This is a genomic window from Flavobacterium sp. ACN6 (genome assembly GCF_002304005.1).
Taxonomy (GTDB): domain Bacteria; phylum Bacteroidota; class Bacteroidia; order Flavobacteriales; family Flavobacteriaceae; genus Flavobacterium.
The window spans coordinates 13935-32061 of record NZ_MRCQ01000014.1 but is presented as its reverse complement, the minus strand read 5'-3'; the positions used below and the strand labels follow the sequence as shown (position 1 = coordinate 32061).

15 protein-coding genes and 1 pseudogene are annotated in these 18127 nt (G+C 36.5%); 2 read left to right on the top strand and 14 right to left on the bottom strand.

The window, feature by feature from the left end:
- Positions 1-3: 3 nt before the first annotated feature.
- The 13 genes from BSF42_RS18355 to BSF42_RS18290 form a co-directional block, all read right to left on the bottom strand.
- Positions 4-1314 carry a TIGR00341 family protein gene (locus BSF42_RS18355; RefSeq protein ID WP_095954560.1) on the bottom strand — a complete coding sequence of 437 codons (1311 nt, stop codon included), beginning with the start codon at positions 1312-1314 and terminating at the stop codon, positions 4-6.
- A 116-nt stretch (positions 1315-1430) separates the two neighbouring features.
- Positions 1431-1649 (bottom strand): hypothetical protein, encoded by a 219-nt coding sequence (locus BSF42_RS18350; RefSeq protein WP_095954559.1) that lies wholly within the window; start codon positions 1647-1649, stop codon positions 1431-1433.
- A 154-nt stretch (positions 1650-1803) separates the two neighbouring features.
- Positions 1804-2856 (bottom strand): succinylglutamate desuccinylase/aspartoacylase family protein, encoded by a 1053-nt coding sequence (locus BSF42_RS18345; RefSeq protein WP_095954558.1) that lies wholly within the window; start codon positions 2854-2856, stop codon positions 1804-1806.
- 145 nt (positions 2857-3001) lie between these two features.
- A complete protein-coding gene (locus BSF42_RS18340; RefSeq protein WP_095954557.1) occupies positions 3002-4789 on the bottom strand; it encodes a chloride channel protein in 1788 nt (595 codons plus the stop codon).
- Positions 4790-5154: 365 nt separating this feature from the next.
- Positions 5155-5532: a hypothetical protein gene (locus BSF42_RS22365; RefSeq protein ID WP_141248479.1), complete on the bottom strand. Its 378-nt coding sequence runs from the start codon at positions 5530-5532 to the stop codon at positions 5155-5157.
- Between the two features lie 411 nt (positions 5533-5943).
- Complete coding sequence (locus BSF42_RS18325; RefSeq protein WP_095954554.1) at positions 5944-6399, bottom strand: hypothetical protein; 456 nt, start codon at positions 6397-6399, stop codon at positions 5944-5946.
- Positions 6400-6626: 227 nt separating this feature from the next.
- Positions 6627-7250: an isoprenylcysteine carboxylmethyltransferase family protein gene (locus tag BSF42_RS18320; protein ID WP_095954553.1), complete on the bottom strand. Its 624-nt coding sequence runs from the start codon at positions 7248-7250 to the stop codon at positions 6627-6629.
- Positions 7251-7316: 66 nt separating this feature from the next.
- Positions 7317-7883 (bottom strand): Crp/Fnr family transcriptional regulator, encoded by a 567-nt coding sequence (locus BSF42_RS18315; RefSeq protein WP_095954552.1) that lies wholly within the window; start codon positions 7881-7883, stop codon positions 7317-7319.
- Between the two features lie 124 nt (positions 7884-8007).
- A complete protein-coding gene (locus tag BSF42_RS18310; protein WP_095954551.1) occupies positions 8008-8649 on the bottom strand; it encodes a transposase in 642 nt (213 codons plus the stop codon).
- Positions 8646-9806, bottom strand: coding sequence for an IS3 family transposase (locus tag BSF42_RS18305; protein ID WP_095954550.1), 1161 nt, complete (start codon positions 9804-9806; stop codon positions 8646-8648). The genes BSF42_RS18310 and BSF42_RS18305 overlap by 4 nt, the downstream gene beginning before the upstream one ends.
- Before the next feature lie 223 nt (positions 9807-10029).
- Complete coding sequence (locus BSF42_RS18300) at positions 10030-10767, bottom strand: trypsin-like serine protease (RefSeq protein ID WP_095954549.1); 738 nt, start codon at positions 10765-10767, stop codon at positions 10030-10032.
- Between the two features lie 27 nt (positions 10768-10794).
- On the bottom strand, positions 10795-11385 hold the full coding sequence (locus tag BSF42_RS18295; protein WP_172426720.1) for an IS3 family transposase: 591 nt from the start codon (positions 11383-11385) through the stop codon (positions 10795-10797).
- On the bottom strand, positions 11378-12562 hold the full coding sequence (locus BSF42_RS18290) for an IS3 family transposase (RefSeq protein ID WP_095954547.1): 1185 nt from the start codon (positions 12560-12562) through the stop codon (positions 11378-11380). The genes BSF42_RS18295 and BSF42_RS18290 overlap by 8 nt, the downstream gene beginning before the upstream one ends.
- A gap of 509 nt (positions 12563-13071) precedes the next feature.
- Between BSF42_RS18290 and BSF42_RS18285 the strand changes: the two genes are divergently transcribed.
- Positions 13072-13362 carry a hypothetical protein gene (locus tag BSF42_RS18285; RefSeq protein ID WP_141248478.1) on the top strand — a complete coding sequence of 97 codons (291 nt, stop codon included), beginning with the start codon at positions 13072-13074 and terminating at the stop codon, positions 13360-13362.
- Positions 13363-13457: 95 nt separating this feature from the next.
- On the opposite strand, the pseudogene BSF42_RS18280 reads toward BSF42_RS18285, so the two are convergent.
- Positions 13458-14087 (bottom strand): annotated as a pseudogene (locus BSF42_RS18280) (DNA-3-methyladenine glycosylase).
- A 945-nt stretch (positions 14088-15032) separates the two neighbouring features.
- Here BSF42_RS18280 and BSF42_RS18275 point away from each other — a divergent pair.
- The gene (locus BSF42_RS18275) at positions 15033-18092 is read left to right on the top strand and encodes a beta-L-arabinofuranosidase domain-containing protein (RefSeq protein WP_095954545.1); all 3060 of its coding nucleotides are present in this window, start codon (positions 15033-15035) and stop codon (positions 18090-18092) included.
- Positions 18093-18127: the final 35 nt, after the last annotated feature.

Sequence of the window (18127 nt, the reverse complement as noted above, 5' to 3'; positions counted from 1 at the left end):
GGCTTACTGTCTTTTAAACAATGCGGCATCTTTCACTAAAAGACGTTCATTGAGCCATTTGGTGAGTTTTTCACTGTCTTCTGCCGTTAGGTTTTTTGAGGCATCGTAGATCACAGCGGTAATCGTTGTGGTGCTGTCTTTATAATTTACTAAAGTGTTTTTGGCAATGGAAAGCGAATGGACATCAGGAAATAAGGTTCTTATTTCTTTTAAGAGCTGTTTGTTGTCGAATTTGTTTTTTGCCAGCTCTTTTTCCAGCTGGATTATTTTAACATCCTTTACGTTCATTTCATTCTCGCTGCTCTTGATCTGATTTAAGATATCGCCTTTTATGTCGTTAAAGCGGTCGGTGCTGTCCTGTCTGATGCGAAGGCTGGTGCCGGCAAGGTACTTATTGCTGTTGAGCCTGCTTTTAAGGCTTTGAATTTCCTTCTCGGAAAATCGTTTCGATAAGAAAGCAAGTTCGAGTTTTTTCTGCTTCGCGTTAAAATCCGTCTTTTTATAAACCACCGTATAACCCTTGCTGCTGAACTCATTTTCAACAAAAAGCTCTACATTTTTTTTAAACTGCTGTTCCCTGTATAGGGAGTAGGCGAGATAACTGCTGGGAACGAGCATGGCAGTAATGAGAAAAGCAATAATATACTTCACCCTTTGCTGGTGTTTTTCATCCACCTGTTTAACAGCAGCATAATTCAGGTATTTAATAATTAGAAAAGTAGCGATACCGATAAAAACGCAGTTGATGCAATACAGGTAGAAAGCTCCTAGAAAAAAGCTCCACTGGGCAGTTGCAATCCCATATCCTGCGGTGCATAAAGGCGGCATCAATGCCGTTGCAATAGCTACTCCGGGAATAGGATTTCCTTTCTCTGACCGCGTAACGGCAATGACCCCGACAACACCTCCAAAAAAAGCGATAAGAATATCGTAAATGTTCGGGGAGGTTCTCGCCAGTAGCTCCGACTGCACATCCTTGAAAGGGCTCAGATAAAAATAAAGCGTGGAGACCACCAGACTCACAACCGTTGCATTGAGCAGGTTTTTGAGTGATTTTTTAAGCAGTGAAAAGTCATAAATGCCCAAGGCAAAACCAGCCCCTACGATAGGCCCCATCAGAGGGGATATCAGCATCGCACCAATGATAACAGCTGTAGAGTTTACATTGAGACCCACCGAGGCCACAATTATGGCGCAGGCCAGTATCCAAAGATTGGCTCCTTTAAAGGAAATGTTTTTTTTAACGGTCTCCAGTGTTTTTTCCCTGTCGTCTTCTCCTTCTCTAAGATTCAGAATATCAGTAATTTTTCTCATGAGCTGTCTAAGTTAGTGTGAGCGCTGTGATATTGCATTGCTGTATTTAAAGATAGGATTTATTTTAATAACAGGGATGGAGGTCAAACAGATTAATTAGTGCAGCGGCTGGTTTATTATCCATTGATTTTATCTTTGTGGTATTGTTTGAGCCATTTTTCCATTTTTTGCAAAAGCTGAATTTCCTCTGGATCACCTGCTGGATCTAAAAGGCCGATGATTGTTCTGTCGTAATTGAATTTCTTATCTTCAAAAATACAGCTGAATTTGGGTACTTCGTTGTGAGATACAAGCCATTTTCCGTGCTCTGTTTTTTTAATTTGAAATTTTTTCATAGGAGTTTAAATTTGTCTGAGTGCGTTAATTATAGTACTATTATAATGGGCAGGCACCGAACTATTGTAAACGGCTGACAGCAGGCAGTATTGTTCATGTAGATTAATTCTTTTCAAAGCGGCAGGATCTTGGAGCTTTCGGTATTATATAAAATTAATTCACAGCCTTATAGCCGATACAGAATAATGTTTCGCCTTCGTTTACCGGAAGTCTTCCTGCCTTATAGAGAATTGTGCCGCTTTGGGGCGCTGTGATTATTTTCACATTACGTCCGAAAACATCTGTGATATAGCCAATTTCCTCTTCTTTTATAACTTTGCTTCCAGCTTTAAAACTGCTGTAAAATAATCCCTGGCCGGGTCCTGAAACATAGGCCTGTCGGTTGTATTTGTTTTTTGCAGGAGCAGCCGGTATCACTTTTTTGCTTTCATGCATTTGCAGCTCTTTGAGCATGCGGTAAACTGCATTTTTAGTAAAGGAAACATCTGACTTCTCGCAGCTGCCAAGCTTTCCAATTTCAATGCTGAGTGCTGGGATACCCAGCCTTACGGCCTGCTTAAAGGCATACATCGCCGGCTGGCCTTCGGAAATGGCATAGGGATAACTCACAATGGTGGAAAAACCGCTGTTTTCACTAAGACCGGAAACCAGCTGGGTCTGCTCTTTGAATTCCTTGTTATCGTAATAACATATAAAAGGTATTAGATCTTCATTGACATCCCCGCCATGCAGATCCAGAAATACGTCCGTGGCGTCAAAAACCTGAGTGGTAATAAAATTGGCAATTACCTCGGTGATGCTTCCTGTTTTGTTTCCTGGAAAAACACGGTTTAAGTTCAGGTTGTCCGAAGGGTTTACAAAAGGAGTTCTTTGGTAGAAGGACTGCAGGTTCATGATGGGAATAATGATTAAATTTCCTTTAAGCTTTTGAGGATTTATTTCCCTGCGAAGCTGCAGCAAAGAGGCTATGGCGGGATATTCCATTCCGTGAATACCTGCCGTTATTGTAAAAGTGGGACCGCTCTGGCTGCCTTTGATTAGAGTTGCGGGAAGATCTGCCGTAATGGAATCCAGGGTGCTTAAATGAAATATGGTGTCTTTAACACCTGGCTGGAGCTGGGTTAGAAACTTTTTTAGAGACTTATTTTGAGAATGTGCTGTTTGAACTATTAGTAAAGAAAATAAAAAAAAGAGTAAGTTTTTCATGCGTTACGGTAAAGCAGGTGCTAGTTTGCTTTTAGTATTATGTTGTTTTAATGTATTGCTGTTGTTTTATATTATAATTCATTACTTTAAGTTTTTATTTAAGTTTAAAGTAATGCATTTTGGATCTTTTGCATTTATAAAGCAGTTATTCAAAGGTCATGGATCTGAGTCTGTTTCGGTAGGATTCTAAAATATCTGATTTAGTAATAAAACCATAGTACTTCCCGTTTTTTTCCACAGGAAGAAAAATTTTATTGCTTTTCTCAAATTTATTCATAACGGTTTCCATGCTGTCAAAGAGGTGAATGATTTGAACCGGCGGGGTCATGAGATTTTTTACAATGGCGTTTTTAATTTGAGAGGCATCAAAAATGATTTCTCTGATGTCATCAAAATAAACCAGTCCCTCGAGCTCATTCTCCGAGCTTACCACTCCAAAAACAACCTGGTCGGAATGTGCTAGAAGATCTGATACTTTTTCAAGATCCTGTTCTGCTGTAAGGGTTAGATAATCTTTTTGTACCAGATCCTCAATGTTGAGGCTGCAGAGAATATTGCTGTCTTTGTTGCTGGTGAAAGCATTTCCTTTTCTGGCAAGGTTTTTTACATCCAGTGAATGTTTCTCAAAACGTTTTGAAACAGCAAAGCTCACAGAAGCCACTATCATAAGAGGAATCATCAGATCATAGCCTCCGGTTATTTCTGCAATAAGGAAGATCGCTGTCAGCGGGGCATGAAACAGCCCGCTGAGAATTCCGGCCATCCCTACAAGGGTAAAATTGCTTATTGGAAGATCTGTTAAGCCGGTTAGATTTAAAAGTTTCGAGAAAAAATATCCGGCATAGGAGCCCAGAAATAAGGAAGGGGCAAAGTTGCCTCCGTTACCGCCGCTTCCCAATGTTATCCCTGAAGCAAAAGCTTTAAGAAACATGGAAAACCCCACAAAAGCCAGCAGCACCCAGCTGTTGTTATAGGATTCAAACAGTGTGTTCTTTAAAAGCACGCCTGGGTTCTTATCGGCCAGGATTTTAATGCTCTCATAGCCCTCACCGAACAGCGTGGGGAAAATAAAAATAAGAATTCCCAATACCGCTCCTCCAATTAAGGCTTTTTTATAGGGACCGAATTTTAAGTGCGCAAAAAAATGTTCGGTTTTTAAAAACTTTCTGGCGTAAAAAACGGCAGTGAAACCTGTAAAGAGGCCCAGGATCACGTAAAATGGAATATTGTGGTAATCAAAGGTCTGCTTTTCTCTAAACCCCAGCAGTATATTTTCGTTCAGCACCACCGCTGAAACCAGTGCACCTGTGGCTGCTGCAATCATAATAGGGGTAAAGGCTGCAATGGTCACATCTACCAGCAGCACCTCGATAGCAAAAAGTACACCGGCTATAGGCGCGTTGAAAGCCGCTGCTATACCGGCTGCCACCCCGCATCCTATCAGTAAAGTGCGCTCCTGATAGCTTAATTTAAACTGCTGGGCAAAATTGGAACCAAATGCTGCCCCGGTGATGACAATCGGACTTTCCAGCCCAGCCGATCCCCCTAGTCCCACGGTAAGGGAACTGGTCATGATCTGGGCATACATTTGTTTTTTAGGCAGGATGCTGGCTTTACGTGCCACTACATACAGGATTTGTGAGGTGCCCTTTTCCAGGCTGCCCCCTAGGAACCTCTTAACTATAAAGGCTGTCAATACGATTCCGATAACCGGAAGCACGCTGTTGATAAAGCTTAATTTTACTATGCCGTTAATGTAGGTCGCAAATGAGAAGACCCCGTGGGCAAAGGCTTTTAAAAAGATGACGGCGAAAGCGGCAATTATTCCAATTAGGATGCTTGACAGAAAAATGAACTGTTTGCGGGTTATTTTTTTCTGTCCTTCGATAAGGAGCTGTTTTATTTTAAGGAGCTGCTGCGGGACTGTTTTCATTTTGATTTAGGCAGAGCCTTAAGGCTGCTGCGGGATTTAAAGTTTTTACCGTAAGCTTGCAGGCATTTGGTGCTGTGCCTATTTTGCTTACGATAAAATCAAGCAGTATAATTTTTAGAACCAAACCCGACAACTGGCTTTTAGCAGAGAGCTGACAAAGATTGTTTTTACAAACAGAATAAGTCAAGCTTCCGTATTACCAGTAGGTTATACTTCACTGTGGGGATGCCGTCAGATGAAGGTATTTACACTGCATTTATAATACGTTTTTTATTTAGGTATTTACGGATACTGGCTGCTGCCTGCTGTTAGAGCAGTAAAAAAAGCAGCCAGTAGCATTTTGATATAAAGAAGCGGTATGGGTATTAGAAAAGCTGGTAGAGGTGCAGGTAATTATGACGCTGAATTTGGTAAATAACTTCAATGCCGTAAATTAAGCTGTTTCTGAAGGTTGTAAAAAGTGCTGATTTAGTGTTGTAAGGAATATTTAAAGCATCGCTTTCCGAAGCAGTTGCACGGTTTTTTATCTTGCTTTTAAATTTGAAATGAACATCCAGCTCTTTATATTTCATGGAAAATAAAGAAGAGACTAAAGTAGTGTCAAAGGAGATAAAGTCACTTTTAAACTGCACTGCTTTTAAGTGCGCACTGGCAGCTGTTTCAGGTGATCTGCCTGATGCGCTGCCGGTTGTGAAGGCAAGCAGCAATAGTAGAAAAACAGATATTAACTTTATATACTTCATTAGCGGCGCTCCTGTAATTGTATTTTCTGAGAAAGAAAGTATGGCAGTACAGATCTTGCAAAGATACTGAATTTGAAAAAGAAGATTGGTTAAATGACGTTAAAGCTTTAATTTTTTTTAATAATGCTGACCTAAGTTTCAAACATCCAACTTGCTTCTTAATGCATTAAAATTTCGTAAAATACTGCTGATTACTGGTTTTCTAAAGCCATTTCTCTCTTATTGATACTGAATTTTTAGTTTTCGGAGTAACCAGTATCAAGATTTTGCCATAAATTTATTCTTTGTATTCTTCTTTTTGAAATCCACATTAAAAATGACGTTAATTAAAAAATTAGATTTCTTTCTGCAGGTGTAGAGATAAATTATCGAGAACTGGAGCTGTTGCAAAATTGATCTGTAAACTGTCAATTACAATAATAAAAATAAAAAATAAACAGATAGGATTAGGATGGTAAAAATAGCATGCAGGAATATATGATGAAGATAATATCCCTTAAAATTAACAATATAGGATTTTGGAATTATTTCAAGCAGAAATATCCAGCTCATATACCTCAATAGACCAATACTAATACCTATAAGAAAACTGGTGTTCCAAGAAACTTCGACAAATTCATAATACCACATCAGATAGTAAGCAGCTGCAAAATATAATCCTGTAACGTGGTGCAGTATTCTGCTGGTGATTAATTTTCCCTGCAGGGAAGGATTTACATTAAAAACAGTAAGGATATTTGTAATTAATTTGGCTTCTGAGTAAACTTCTGTATAAGATGTGAATGTTGCCCTATTGAAAAGAACCAGAATACCGCAGGCTATTAACCAGGATATAAGAATTTGAAAAAGTAAATAATAAAAGACCATTAATAAATTCTAAAGAAGATTTTTTGAGCAAATGTAAATGATATAGTGATACGGACAGATAAAAAAACAATTACTGCTGACTTTAGTAAAAAGCGGACAACAATTTTCCTATAATTAAGTAGTTCATAAAAACTATACGCTCCTGACTTTCAATACTATTCTTTAAGAGTAACCAATTTTTCATCAATGGGACAATATGCAGTTGTCCCATTTAAGTTATTACTTTTTTATCGCAAAAGTTTTGGAAACAACATTCCAGTTCTTTTTTTGTAGACAGTAAAAGCAGCATGCCTGGACATGGAACGGTCTTTACTGCGCATGTTGCGAAAGAAGTAGGCAGTCCAGCAGCCTAATATTACAAAAGGAAGCCAGTGCCAGGATAAAAGGGCATAGGAGGCATAAATTAAGATCTCACCCAGATAATTAGGATTGCGGGTGCGTGCAAATAAGCCGTCATCTATTATACCTTTTTGAAGACGAAGTGTATAATGCTTTTGGGCATCACTGACATAATGCATAAAAATCCCTAAAGTATATACAGCCGGCGCGGCCGCGAAAATCCAAGCGGGCAGTATAACATTTCTGGAGATTAAAAGAAAAGGCGCCATGTAATAAGCGGCAAGTGGTAAAAATGGAGTACGAAGTCCAATCCACAATGGAATTTTTTGTTCAAATCTTTTATCGGGGTATAAGTCCTGTTTCAGAAGCCATAATAAGCAGTAGGTGCCGTGCAGGCCCAAATAAAGGAATGGACCGGCACTCCAGTTATCATAATACCACATTAAGAAAAGTACAAAAGGAATTACCAATATTTTATGGGTATTGATAATAAAATTAACCGTTAGTTTCATAAGTGCTGTCTTTTTATATTTGAAGCAAAATTGCAAAAGACAGCACAGCTGCACAATGAACCCAGGTTAAGTAATTCGCTTTCTGATCCTGCTTAGTGCCTGGTGTGTAATGCCAATGTAGGAAGCAATATACTTTAATGGAATAAATTTTATTAATTCAGGCTGCTGCGTAAACAGTTGTAAATAACGCTGCTCTGCCGAATCTTTTAAAAATGAAATTTCTCTTCGGGACTTTTGTAAAAAAAGAGATTCCCCGGCAAGTCTTCCCATAAAATTCCCTTCTCTGGATATTTCGTAAATACGCTGCAGGTTATCATAACAGATCTGCCATACCTTTGTATTGACTAAAGCTTCGATGGAGTAAGTATAGGGTGTCTGGGTGAGGAAAGAATCATAAGCACTAATAAAATGACCTTCAAAGGCAAAACCAAAAGTAAGATCATCCGTTTCTCCCGGGTTATAAAGCCGAACAATTCCTTTATCAATAAAGGAAAGATATTTCTCTGTAGTGCCGGTAGTTGTGAGCAGTGATTTTTTAGGATATTTTTTTTCTTCCAGACTGTCTGAAAAAAGCTCCCAGTACTCCGCTGTTAATTGAAGTCTGGTTTGAAAATAGGCCTTTATCTTTTCCATATGATATAAAGTTGTTTGGTAAGAAGCTCATTTATTACCCGAGGTATAAATCTAATAAAGTTTAAGTGATAATAGAAATAAAAACAGAGTGATTCTGCAGTACACTGAAGAGCTTCAGAAATTGCTAATCCTTTCTAGATGGATTATTTCTTTGATTTCTGGCTGCCAGGGTATTTTTCTTAATTGAAACATATAAACCTAATTCTCGCATATGTTTTAGTACTGTCGTGTGACAGACAAAATAACCCGATTTTTGAAGTTCTGCCGCGATACGATAACATCCATAAGTCTCTTTGGAAATAGAAAAAATGGAACTGATTTCTTTTTTTAGGTTTATACGCCATTTTTGTGTTTCTGTAAGCAGGCCCCGTTTCCATGTTCGATACGTTCCTCTGTTTACATCCAGTGCCCTGCACAATAACCTTATGGAATACTTTTTTTCATTTTCTGCCATAAATTGAAAAATAAAAGGCATTCCCAGGCAGATATATTTTCTGGCCTGCTGCATGATTTCAAACTTTAAATCGGTGTCTTTAATTTTTTTTTCGAGATGGTAAATCTTTTTTTCCTCAGAAGTTAAAATTAAGCTGCCATAGCCTGGAAAACATCCAGTTCCGTATTTTTTAAACTCTTTTCTCCAAAGAAAAAGAAGATTTTTATCTATTTGTAAATCTCTGGCTGTTTGAGCAAGACTGCCATTCTCATAGCTTAACAGCACAGCTTTTAATTTGAAATCACGATCATATGTTTTTCTGCTGTTTTTCATAAAGCTCCACTGTTGAACTCATCGATTGTCTGGTAATTAAGACTGGAATGTATTCTTTTTTTATTATACCAGTTTTCTATATATTCAAATAGTTCTTTTTTCATTTCATCTGCTGTCAGCAATCTAGTCTGTCTGTAAATCAATTCTCTTTTTAGTGTATTGAAAAAACTTTCTACAGCAGCATTATCATATTTGTCCCCTTTACGGCTCATACTGCGCGTACAGTTTAATTGGTCCAATTTACTGGTAAATATTTTGTTAGCATATTGTATGCCTCGATCAGAATGAAATATCAGCCCGTCTGAAACAGGACGATTAATTCTGGCTTTTTCAAAGGCAGGCAGGGTAGTAACCTTTGTTGAAAGTCCGCAGCTCAAATGCCAGCCTATTATTTTTCTGTCATATAAGTCCATAACGACAGTTAAATATGAAAACCTTTTATCTATATGGATATAGGTAATGTCTGAAACCCATACCTTAGCTGGTTTATCGATTTTAAATTGTCGGTTTAATACATTTGGAGCAGTGCATAGATTATGTTTTGAATCTGTTGTGGCTGTAAATTTCTTTTTTACGATACGGTGCAGACCAAGCTGTTTCATATAAAATGAAACCTGAGTATCGGAAATTTGAAAGCCCCGGCTGTGAAGTTCTCTTGTAATTAATACCGTGCCCTTATGCTGTTTGAATTCAAAAAAAATAGATTTTATTTCTTTTTTAAGCAAATAGACACGAGTTTCTCTTTTTGAAAAAGGCTGCTTTGTCCACAAATCGTAGGTAGAGTGAGAAGCTCCTAAGACCTCAAACATTTTGTATAAAGGATATTTATCTCTGTTCTGGTGTATAAAATTACAAAGGACGTGTTTGCCCTGATGCATGTATTTAATTCCTTTCTCGAGTATTTCAAGCCGGAGCCGCGATGCTGCCAGCTTCTTTTCTAATTCGTAGATTTTCTTGTTTTCATAATAGACTCTTTTACGGCCCTCACCAGGAAAACTTCCCTTCCCATATTTTTCATAAACTTTACGCCATTTACAAAGCTGCTTGGGATCAATATCAAGTTCTGTCGCAGTTTCTGCAAGTGTATTTCTTCTATAGGTTAGAAGAACAGCGTTCTCTTTGAAAAGAGGCGGGTAATGTCTAATATTTTCTGTCATATGTAAGACAATTAATATTATTCAATAAGATACGCTAAGTTACGAAAATTTCAGAAGAATTTCTGTTTCAATTCTTTCTCATTTTCTTGAGAACACTTTAAAAGAGCCTAAAAGGTATTTCATTATGTTAAAAGTTTAGGATAGAAAATAACGAAGAAAAAATCGGGCAGTACGATAAATGAGAGTACGTGATTTTTACCTATTTGAAAGTCTGCAGTAGTATTTATTTTAGTTTCGCAATGATTTGATCAATAGCTATAGCAAATACTGCCTCTTTAATTTCTTGATCAGCGGGAAGTCCAAATGACATCATGCCGATAACTTTATCATTACAAATTAAAGGACCGCCGGACATTCCAATATTTCCTTTAAATGAAGGCTTAATTACTTTTATATCAGTTAATTTAATGTCATTGGCATTATCGGACATGTTTTGTATTTCAACAATATGACCAGAGGCATCAGATTTACTGGTCTCTAGATTGTAATCATCAATAATCAGACTATAAGTATCCCAATGGGCAGTCGTTATCGGCATAGTAAGTAAATGCCCATAATTTTTGACACTATCATTTTGTTTTGCATTTGTTTCAGACAGCAGTACATTACTTTTTACAGTAACAGGTAGTTTAATGACCACAGCTTCTATTTCCGGAATGGATTCTAAGTAGTCTACTGAAAGCGGTATAATCATTTTTGTGCCCCTCTTTAGCAACCAGAATTGTACAAACCTGTAGCCGGGGTTTGGTTTGAAATTATTTGTATTAAGCACGTGATGAGCAATAAGAACGGTGGAGTCTTTTATTAAAAAACCAGTACCGCATATGCCGCCTATGACAGGGGTTTCTCCTGGAATATTATATGAAATCTTAACAACTGCAAAGACTGAATTTTCTATTTGTGCCTTGGAATATGGCATAAAAAAATAAAATAAAATTATGGATACTAAATGCTTTTTCATTTCTTTAAAATTAGTACTGTTGTCTTTTTACTTGCAGTGGAGCCCCAGCTCTCTCATATATTTTCCAACTGTTTTAACAGCTAAGTGATAGCCGGAATTTTGAAGTGCAATTTTAATTCTCTGCTTTCCATACCTTTGTTTGGCTTCAAAGAATATTGCAGTTATTTCTTTTTGTACTGCCTCTTTTCTTTTTTGTTCTGTATCATAATTATTCTTCCATCTTCTGTAGGTGTTTCTGTTAATGCCCAAAACTTTACACATATTTCTTATGGAATATCTTTTTTCATTATCCTTCATAAATTGAAAAATTCTTGGTTTTCCATCTTTGAGATGTTCTCCCGCTTCTTGTAAAAGTTCAAAATCTAATTCTGACTTTTTTATCTTTTTTTCAAACTGAGATTCTTTATGATTTTCTTTATTCTTTTTTAAGGAATTATTTTTGGAAAAGCCCTCTGGACCGTATTTTTTATATACTTTGCGCCAGCTGGTCATTGCACCCTCATATAGTCCGAGCTCCTGTTCGAGTTTCGTTAAATTATTTCTTTTGTAACTCACCAGGACAGCATTTACCTTAAAATAGGGATCGTATACGTTATTTACTCTTTTCATATTAATCATGATGAGATATTTGAACCCTGCTTTCACCAGCATTGAACTGCTCGATAGTTTTATAATTCAATGTTGAATGAATCCTTTTTTTATTGTACCAGTTTTCTATATAGTCAGTTATTTCCTCTTTTAATTCTGGTTCATTCAGCAGGTCGGTCTTTTGATAGATTAGTTCCCTTTTAAATGAACTGAAAAAACTTTCAGCAACTGCATTGTCCAAGTGACTGCCTTTTCGGCTCATGCTTCTTACACATTGATAAGAATTAAGCCGTGCTGCAAAAGCCCTATTGGCATACTGCACACCTCTGTCAGAATGAAATATCAGTCCATCCAAGACTTTACGTCTAGCCACAGCCATTTCCCAAGCCGGCAAAATGGTAGTTTTAGTGTGAAGACTGCCGCTCAGACTCCAGCCGACTATTTTCCGGTCATAAAGATCCATAATGATTGTCAGGTACAGAAATCTTGACTTAGTCTGAATATAAGTGATATCGGAAACCCATGCCTGAGAGGGGAAATCTGGTTTAAACTGCTGGTTTAAAATATTTGGGGCTGTATAATAATTATGCTTGGAATCTGTAGTGGCTTTAAATTTTCTTTTTGATCTGCTGCGTAGTCCCAGCAGCTGCATGTAATTAGATACCATTCTTGGAGCTATCTTAAATCCCCGCCTGTTAAGTTCTTTAGCTATCTTGTCCCTGCCATACTCTTTTTTGGAACTTAAAAAGATAGCGGTTATTTCTTCCTTTAGCAGTGCCACGTGAAGATGTTTTTTTGGTATTCCAGTTTTTTTCCATTTGAAATATATGCGTTTGCATATTCCAAGGATCTCACACATTAGATTAATTGTGTACTTATCTTCGTTATCTTTTATGAATGCATAGAGCGCCGGTTTCCCTTGAAAAAGGTACGGTGTTCCTTTTTTTAAGATTTCCAGCCTAAGATCTGATTTTTTACTTCTTTTTTCAAGCTCGAAGAGCTTTTTATTGTCTGGATGCACTCTCGGGTAACCAATGCCTGGAAAGCTTCCTGTACCAAATTTTTTGTACTCCCTGCGCCATCTTGACAATACATTTTGATCTATGTCAAGTTCCGCAGCAAAGTCTTTTAAACATTTTTTTTCATAACTTAACCTTACAACATTCACTTTAAAAGCAGCATCAAATTTTCGGTACTCTTTAGGCATAAGTTTGCATTTTTATGTAAAACTTTTCAAGACTAAGGTACTGTATTTTTTGTACACTTATATATTGCTTTGTAAACCAGTTTTATAGATTAAGACAATGCTGTTTCTTTAGATATTAAAACTTCAAAAGTTTAACTGTGATAATAAATAGTTCAATAATTTTAGCTTGTAGAATAGAGATAAAGATTAATTATGGCTGAAGCAAAAGTTAATTTCTTTTACCATTAGGGAGGTTTGTAAACTGTAAATAGAGCCTGTGCGTTGCATCAGACAGAGGCAGTGTAATGCTCATCATATTACGATATGCGAGACAGTCCGTTTAAAAAGAGTATTAACATACAATGAATTTTCTAGTCATGTACTGGTATTCTGCTTGTAGTGTAAAATTATATAAATAGTGCTATATCGTAATAATTATCCTATAAAGGATTTCAGGAATTATATAAACCCGTTGGAGATCAGTTTTTTAATTTTGAGTGTACAATTTTATGAACTTAAATGAACAGAAGATGAAAACACTTTTGAAAATTAAAATCATAATGCTGTTTTTAATCACAGCTTTTATATTCTCCTGTAAAAAGAATGAAAATAATGATGTAAATCCTACTGGAATTAAGTCCGACACAATGGACATGTCTGCTGATACAATAGGTCCGGCGCTGGATTCCTCTGCGACATTAAATCCCGAGCAGAACGGACAGCATGGAACTACAGGAGCAACAGGCAAAGGGGCGACTGGCTCAGGTACAGCCGGTTCAACACAAAAAGGGAATCAGAATATAAGAACGGACTCTATTTAAAGATTTTCTTTAATTAAATAATAAATCTCTCAACACTGTTGAGAGATTTATTATTTATAAAAAGCAGGCCGTAGTGGAAAGTCTAATCAGGATGTTTAAATTTTTGGTTTCCTGCTGACATATTTATTGTTTTTGATGAAAAAGCGCCATGGCAAGAGTGCGTGATCTCCTGCATAGTCAACCCCGATTCTCGGTACAGCGGCTATCTGATCATCATCATAACGAAAGCCATGGTCTTCAACCCAGATTTCATCTCCAGCCAGTTATTTTTTATTAAATCCACTGTCAATTCCCAAAGCTTTTGCAGCAGATCCTGGCCCGGAGGTAATGCGGGAATTTCCAGCTTTAAGGCCGCGTCTGCTTTCGATGTGATCTATTCCTTTGAAAGGCTCCACGGCACGGATTAAAACTGCATGGGGTTCGCCTTCGCAGGCAGTGACAATATTGAATAAATAATGAATACCGTAACATAAGTACACATAAGATATGCCGCCATGCTGGTAAAGCGTTTCAGTTCTGGCAGTTCTTCTTCCTCCATATGCATGGGAAGCTTTGTCAGCAATGCCCATATAGGCCTCTGTTTCAACTATAATCCCGGCAGTTATTTTTCCGTTAACCTGTGTGAAGAGCACTTTTCCCAGCAGGTCTTTAGCCAGAAAGAGAACATCAGGATTCTGATAATAAGAATAGAGGAGCTTAAAAGGGATTGAAGGATTTTTTTTCATATTATTTATCGGGGAAATAAGATATGTTTCAAAGCAAATATGTATTGTAAAATTACTACTCCTTTAATAATTTTATAATAGTGTTTGTATTATAATGTTTTTAGTAATGTAGGAATCTTTAATTATATTAGTTTGTTCCACTAGTAATTTTATTTTTATAAGCTAGTTTTAATTTAAGGTAAAAAAGAAATATGCATGATTATAGATTAGCATTAATTTTTATATATTTACCCAACTACTATATTAAAACGTTCTATTGAAAACTAGATTATCTGCCATATTATCTGCCAGATTACGAATGATGTTTTTGTAAGATTTTGTTTTGTAAAATTTGTACCTTATTTGTACCTTCAGATTGCTTAACCCGTATGAGATAAGGAAAGTTAATTTCTGCATCGGGAAATAAAAGGCGCAAAGAAACACAAAATAAAAACAAGCAAAAGAGCTGAAATATTAGTAGTTAATATTTTGGCTCTTTTTTTGTTGAAATATTGGCTCTTATTAAAAATACATTTTCTTAATAAATGCTTGAGTTATTCGGTAAAACTGTTAAAATGTTTAATTTAAGATAATATAGTATTGGGTTAGGATAAAATAAAGTTGGATTAATCTGCCTATTGCTTATAATTTTACAATTGTTAAATGTTGGAAGAGCGAGCACTTATTGGCTATTTTTGATAAATGTGTATTTTACACGAATAACCTATTTTATCATAAAGTATAATCTCTTGGCTTAAAGCATTTTGTAATCTATTTAAATTAGAAATTGATTTTACTGGAAAACAATCTTGATTCTCAATTTTACAAGCGCATAATGATATCTTAGCGATGCGTAACGAAACAAGAAATTAATGTTCAATTTTAAAAAGGTGTATCTATTCTTGAGAATCGCATTTTTTATTATAAGTTGAGAATTAAAAAACGAAATATTAAATTTTTTTAAATATGAAAATATCTGGACTATTACTATTTACAATGTTAAGTTTTGGCTCCATAAACACAACATCTTTATGGGCACAAGGTGGTGATCAGATTCTGGATGGCATTGGCGAAACAGGATTGATTGCTCGTTACGTGTTTGATGGTGATGTAAAAGATTGGTCTCGAAATAATCTGCATGGTACTATGTCGGATTCAAAAATGAAGTTCGAAAATGATGCCCAGTTTGGAAAAGTACTTTCTTTGTCTGCCAATACGAATGCTTATGTTGCCATTCCAGGAAATACATTTGCAGATGAAGAATCGCTTAGTATTTCTGGATGGATATATTTACTTTCTGACCAGCAAAATCAGCATTTTTTTGATTTTGGAAAAAATAATAAAGCACATCTTTTTGTTGCTCCAACTGGAAATAAGGAAAAAGGTAATTTTCAAACAGAAGTTACAACTGCATCTGGAGAAAAATATAAGACAGAGGGACCAATTTTAGAAATAAACAAATGGGTTCATTTAGTGGTTGTAATTGATATTCCATCACAATCTTTAAATACGTATGTAAATGGAGTTTTAGCAGGTTCGACTAAGAATGTAAAATTGAAATTAAATCAGTTGTTTGATGCTGATTCAGGTAAAAATAATATATTGAATATAGGTAAATCAATTTCGCCTCACGATCCTTATTTACAGGCAAAATTACATGATTTTAGAATTTATCGAATTCCCTTAACTGAAAAACAGATAGGAAAAATTCACCATAATTCTTTAAAAAATGCAGCAGCTGAAGAAGAGGAACCAGAACAGCCCGTAGGAGATTTACCAAAATATCCTGCGACAACTCCTCAGCTGTATAACCAATATTTAACCAGTATTTCAGATGTAAAAGTACAGACTGTGGTTGGTGATCTTCCTCGGTTACCAAGTTATATAAAAGGTATCTACAGAGACGGAGTGGAAGGTCCTGACGTTCGAGTAATCTGGCCGGCACCAACGGACAACAGCTCTGTTCTAAAAGCGGGACAATATACTGTAACTGGAATAGTTTCTGGTACAGATTTTAAGCCTAAAGCAGTTGTCACAGTACAAGCTGCGAAAGAAGCTGCAACACCAGAAATTAAATTAAAAACTTTTAATCTGGATGAAGTAGCATTAAACTTAGATTCTCATGAACATGACACAAAATTTATTGAAAATAGAGAGAAGTTCATAAAAACGCTTGCAGAAACAAATCCTGATTCATTCTTGTATATGTTTCGCAATGCTTTTGGACAAAAACAGCCAGAAGATGCTGAAGCTTTGGGGGTTTGGGATACTCAGGATACTAAATTACGCGGTCATGCAACGGGACATTATTTAACTGCAATAGCGCAGGCTTATGCAAGTACGGGATATGACAGCACATTGCACGAAAATTTTGCAAAAAAAATGGATTATATGGTCAATACGCTTTATGAGCTGGCCAAAATGTCTGGACAGCCTCGCAAAACTGGCGGAGTATATGTATCAGATCCTGCTGCAGTTCCTTTTGGCCCAGGCAAAACAGCTTATGATTCTGATCTAAGTACAGAAGGTATTCGTACCGACTATTGGAATTGGGGTACAGGTTTCATCAGTGCTTATCCGCCAGATCAATTTATAATGCTGGAAAAAGGGGCAAATTATGGGGGGCAAAAAACTCAAATATGGGCACCATATTATACTTTACACAAAATTCTCGCTGGTCTGCTGGATGTTTATGAAGTAAGCGGCAACGAGAAAGCCCTTGAAATAGCTGAAGGTATGGGAGACTGGGTTTATGCAAGAATGAAAAAACTGCCTAATGAAATTCTTATCAGTATGTGGAATAGATATATTGCTGGAGAATTTGGAGGAATGAATGAAGTTCTGGCACGTCTTTACCGAATAACAAATGAGAAACGTTATCTGGAAGTGGCGCAGCTATTTGATAATATCAAAGTATTTTATGGAGATGCAAAACATTCAAATGGATTAGCTAAAAATGTAGACACATTTCGAGGATTACACGCCAATCAGCATATCCCTCAAATTGTGGGTGCGCTTGAAATGTATCAGGATTCTAAGACTCCAGATTATTATCGTATTGCAGATAATTTCTGGTATAAAACGACGAATGATTATATGTACAGTATTGGAGGCGTTGCTGGGGCAAGTAATCCCGCAAATGCAGAATGTTTCATCAGCCAGCCTTCGACAATTTATGTGAACGGGTTTTCTGCCGGCGGGCAAAATGAAACTTGTGCAACTTATAATATGCTGAAGCTGACCAGTAATTTATTTCTATATGAACAGCGTGCTGCATATATGGATTATTATGAACGTGGTTTATACAATCATATACTTGCTTCAGTAGCAGAAAAAACACCTGCAAATACCTATCACGTTCCTTTACGACCTGGTTCTATAAAACAGTTTGGTAATCCAAAAATGGAAGGCTTTACCTGTTGTAATGGTACAGCTTTGGAAAGCAGCACTAAATTGCAAAATTCAATTTATTTCAAAAGTATTGATAATAAGTCCCTATATGTTAATCTTTATATTCCATCAACAGTAAAATGGAAAGAAAAAAATGTAACAATAGAGCAGAAAACTTCTTTTCCAAATGAAGATCATACTCAATTAACCATTAAAGGAGAAGGAAAGTTTGATCTCAATGTGCGCGTACCGCATTGGGCGGCAAAAGGATTTTTTGTAAAAATAAATGGCAGAGAGGAAAAAGTAAAAGTGGTTCCTGGAAGCTATCTTACTTTAAGCCGTAAATGGAAAGACGGAGATACGATTGAACTGCGTATGCCTTTTCAATTTCATTTAGATCCCGTAATGGATCAGCAAAATATCGCAAGTTTATTTTACGGGCCAGTTTTATTGGCCGCTCAGGAATCTGAACCACTTAAAGAATGGCGTAAAATAACATTAGATGCTAAAGATTTGAATAAATCAATAAAAGGAGATACCGAGAAATTGGAGTTTGTTATTGATGGAGTACAATTTAAACCTTTTTACAATACATACGGGCGCCATTCGGTTTATCTCGATGTTACTTTAAAATAAGCTGGATAAAGGGAAAACAAAACAAAAAACAAAAT

Excerpts from the sequence above, each read along its gene's own strand:
- BSF42_RS18320 (WP_095954553.1), bottom strand. The coding sequence starts at position 7,250 with ATGAAACTAACGGTTAATTTTATTATCAATACCCATAAAATATTGGTA.
- BSF42_RS18295 (WP_172426720.1), bottom strand. The coding sequence starts at position 11,385 with ATGATTAATATGAAAAGAGTAAATAACGTATACGATCCCTATTTTAAG.
- BSF42_RS18345 (WP_095954558.1), bottom strand. The coding sequence starts at position 2,856 with ATGAAAAACTTACTCTTTTTTTTATTTTCTTTACTAATAGTTCAAACA.
- BSF42_RS18315 (WP_095954552.1), bottom strand. The coding sequence starts at position 7,883 with ATGGAAAAGATAAAGGCCTATTTTCAAACCAGACTTCAATTAACAGCG.
- BSF42_RS18300 (WP_095954549.1), bottom strand. The coding sequence starts at position 10,767 with ATGAAAAAGCATTTAGTATCCATAATTTTATTTTATTTTTTTATGCCA.
- BSF42_RS18285 (WP_141248478.1), top strand. The coding sequence starts at position 13,072 with ATGAAAACACTTTTGAAAATTAAAATCATAATGCTGTTTTTAATCACA.
- BSF42_RS18325 (WP_095954554.1), bottom strand. The coding sequence starts at position 6,399 with ATGGTCTTTTATTATTTACTTTTTCAAATTCTTATATCCTGGTTAATA.
- BSF42_RS18290 (WP_095954547.1), bottom strand. The coding sequence starts at position 12,562 with ATGCCTAAAGAGTACCGAAAATTTGATGCTGCTTTTAAAGTGAATGTT.
- BSF42_RS18275 (WP_095954545.1), top strand. The coding sequence starts at position 15,033 with ATGAAAATATCTGGACTATTACTATTTACAATGTTAAGTTTTGGCTCC.
- BSF42_RS22365 (WP_141248479.1), bottom strand. The coding sequence starts at position 5,532 with ATGAAGTATATAAAGTTAATATCTGTTTTTCTACTATTGCTGCTTGCC.
- BSF42_RS18340 (WP_095954557.1), bottom strand. The coding sequence starts at position 4,789 with ATGAAAACAGTCCCGCAGCAGCTCCTTAAAATAAAACAGCTCCTTATC.
- BSF42_RS18355 (WP_095954560.1), bottom strand. The coding sequence starts at position 1,314 with ATGAGAAAAATTACTGATATTCTGAATCTTAGAGAAGGAGAAGACGAC.
- BSF42_RS18310 (WP_095954551.1), bottom strand. The coding sequence starts at position 8,649 with ATGAAAAACAGCAGAAAAACATATGATCGTGATTTCAAATTAAAAGCT.
- BSF42_RS18350 (WP_095954559.1), bottom strand. The coding sequence starts at position 1,649 with ATGAAAAAATTTCAAATTAAAAAAACAGAGCACGGAAAATGGCTTGTA.
- BSF42_RS18305 (WP_095954550.1), bottom strand. The coding sequence starts at position 9,806 with ATGACAGAAAATATTAGACATTACCCGCCTCTTTTCAAAGAGAACGCT.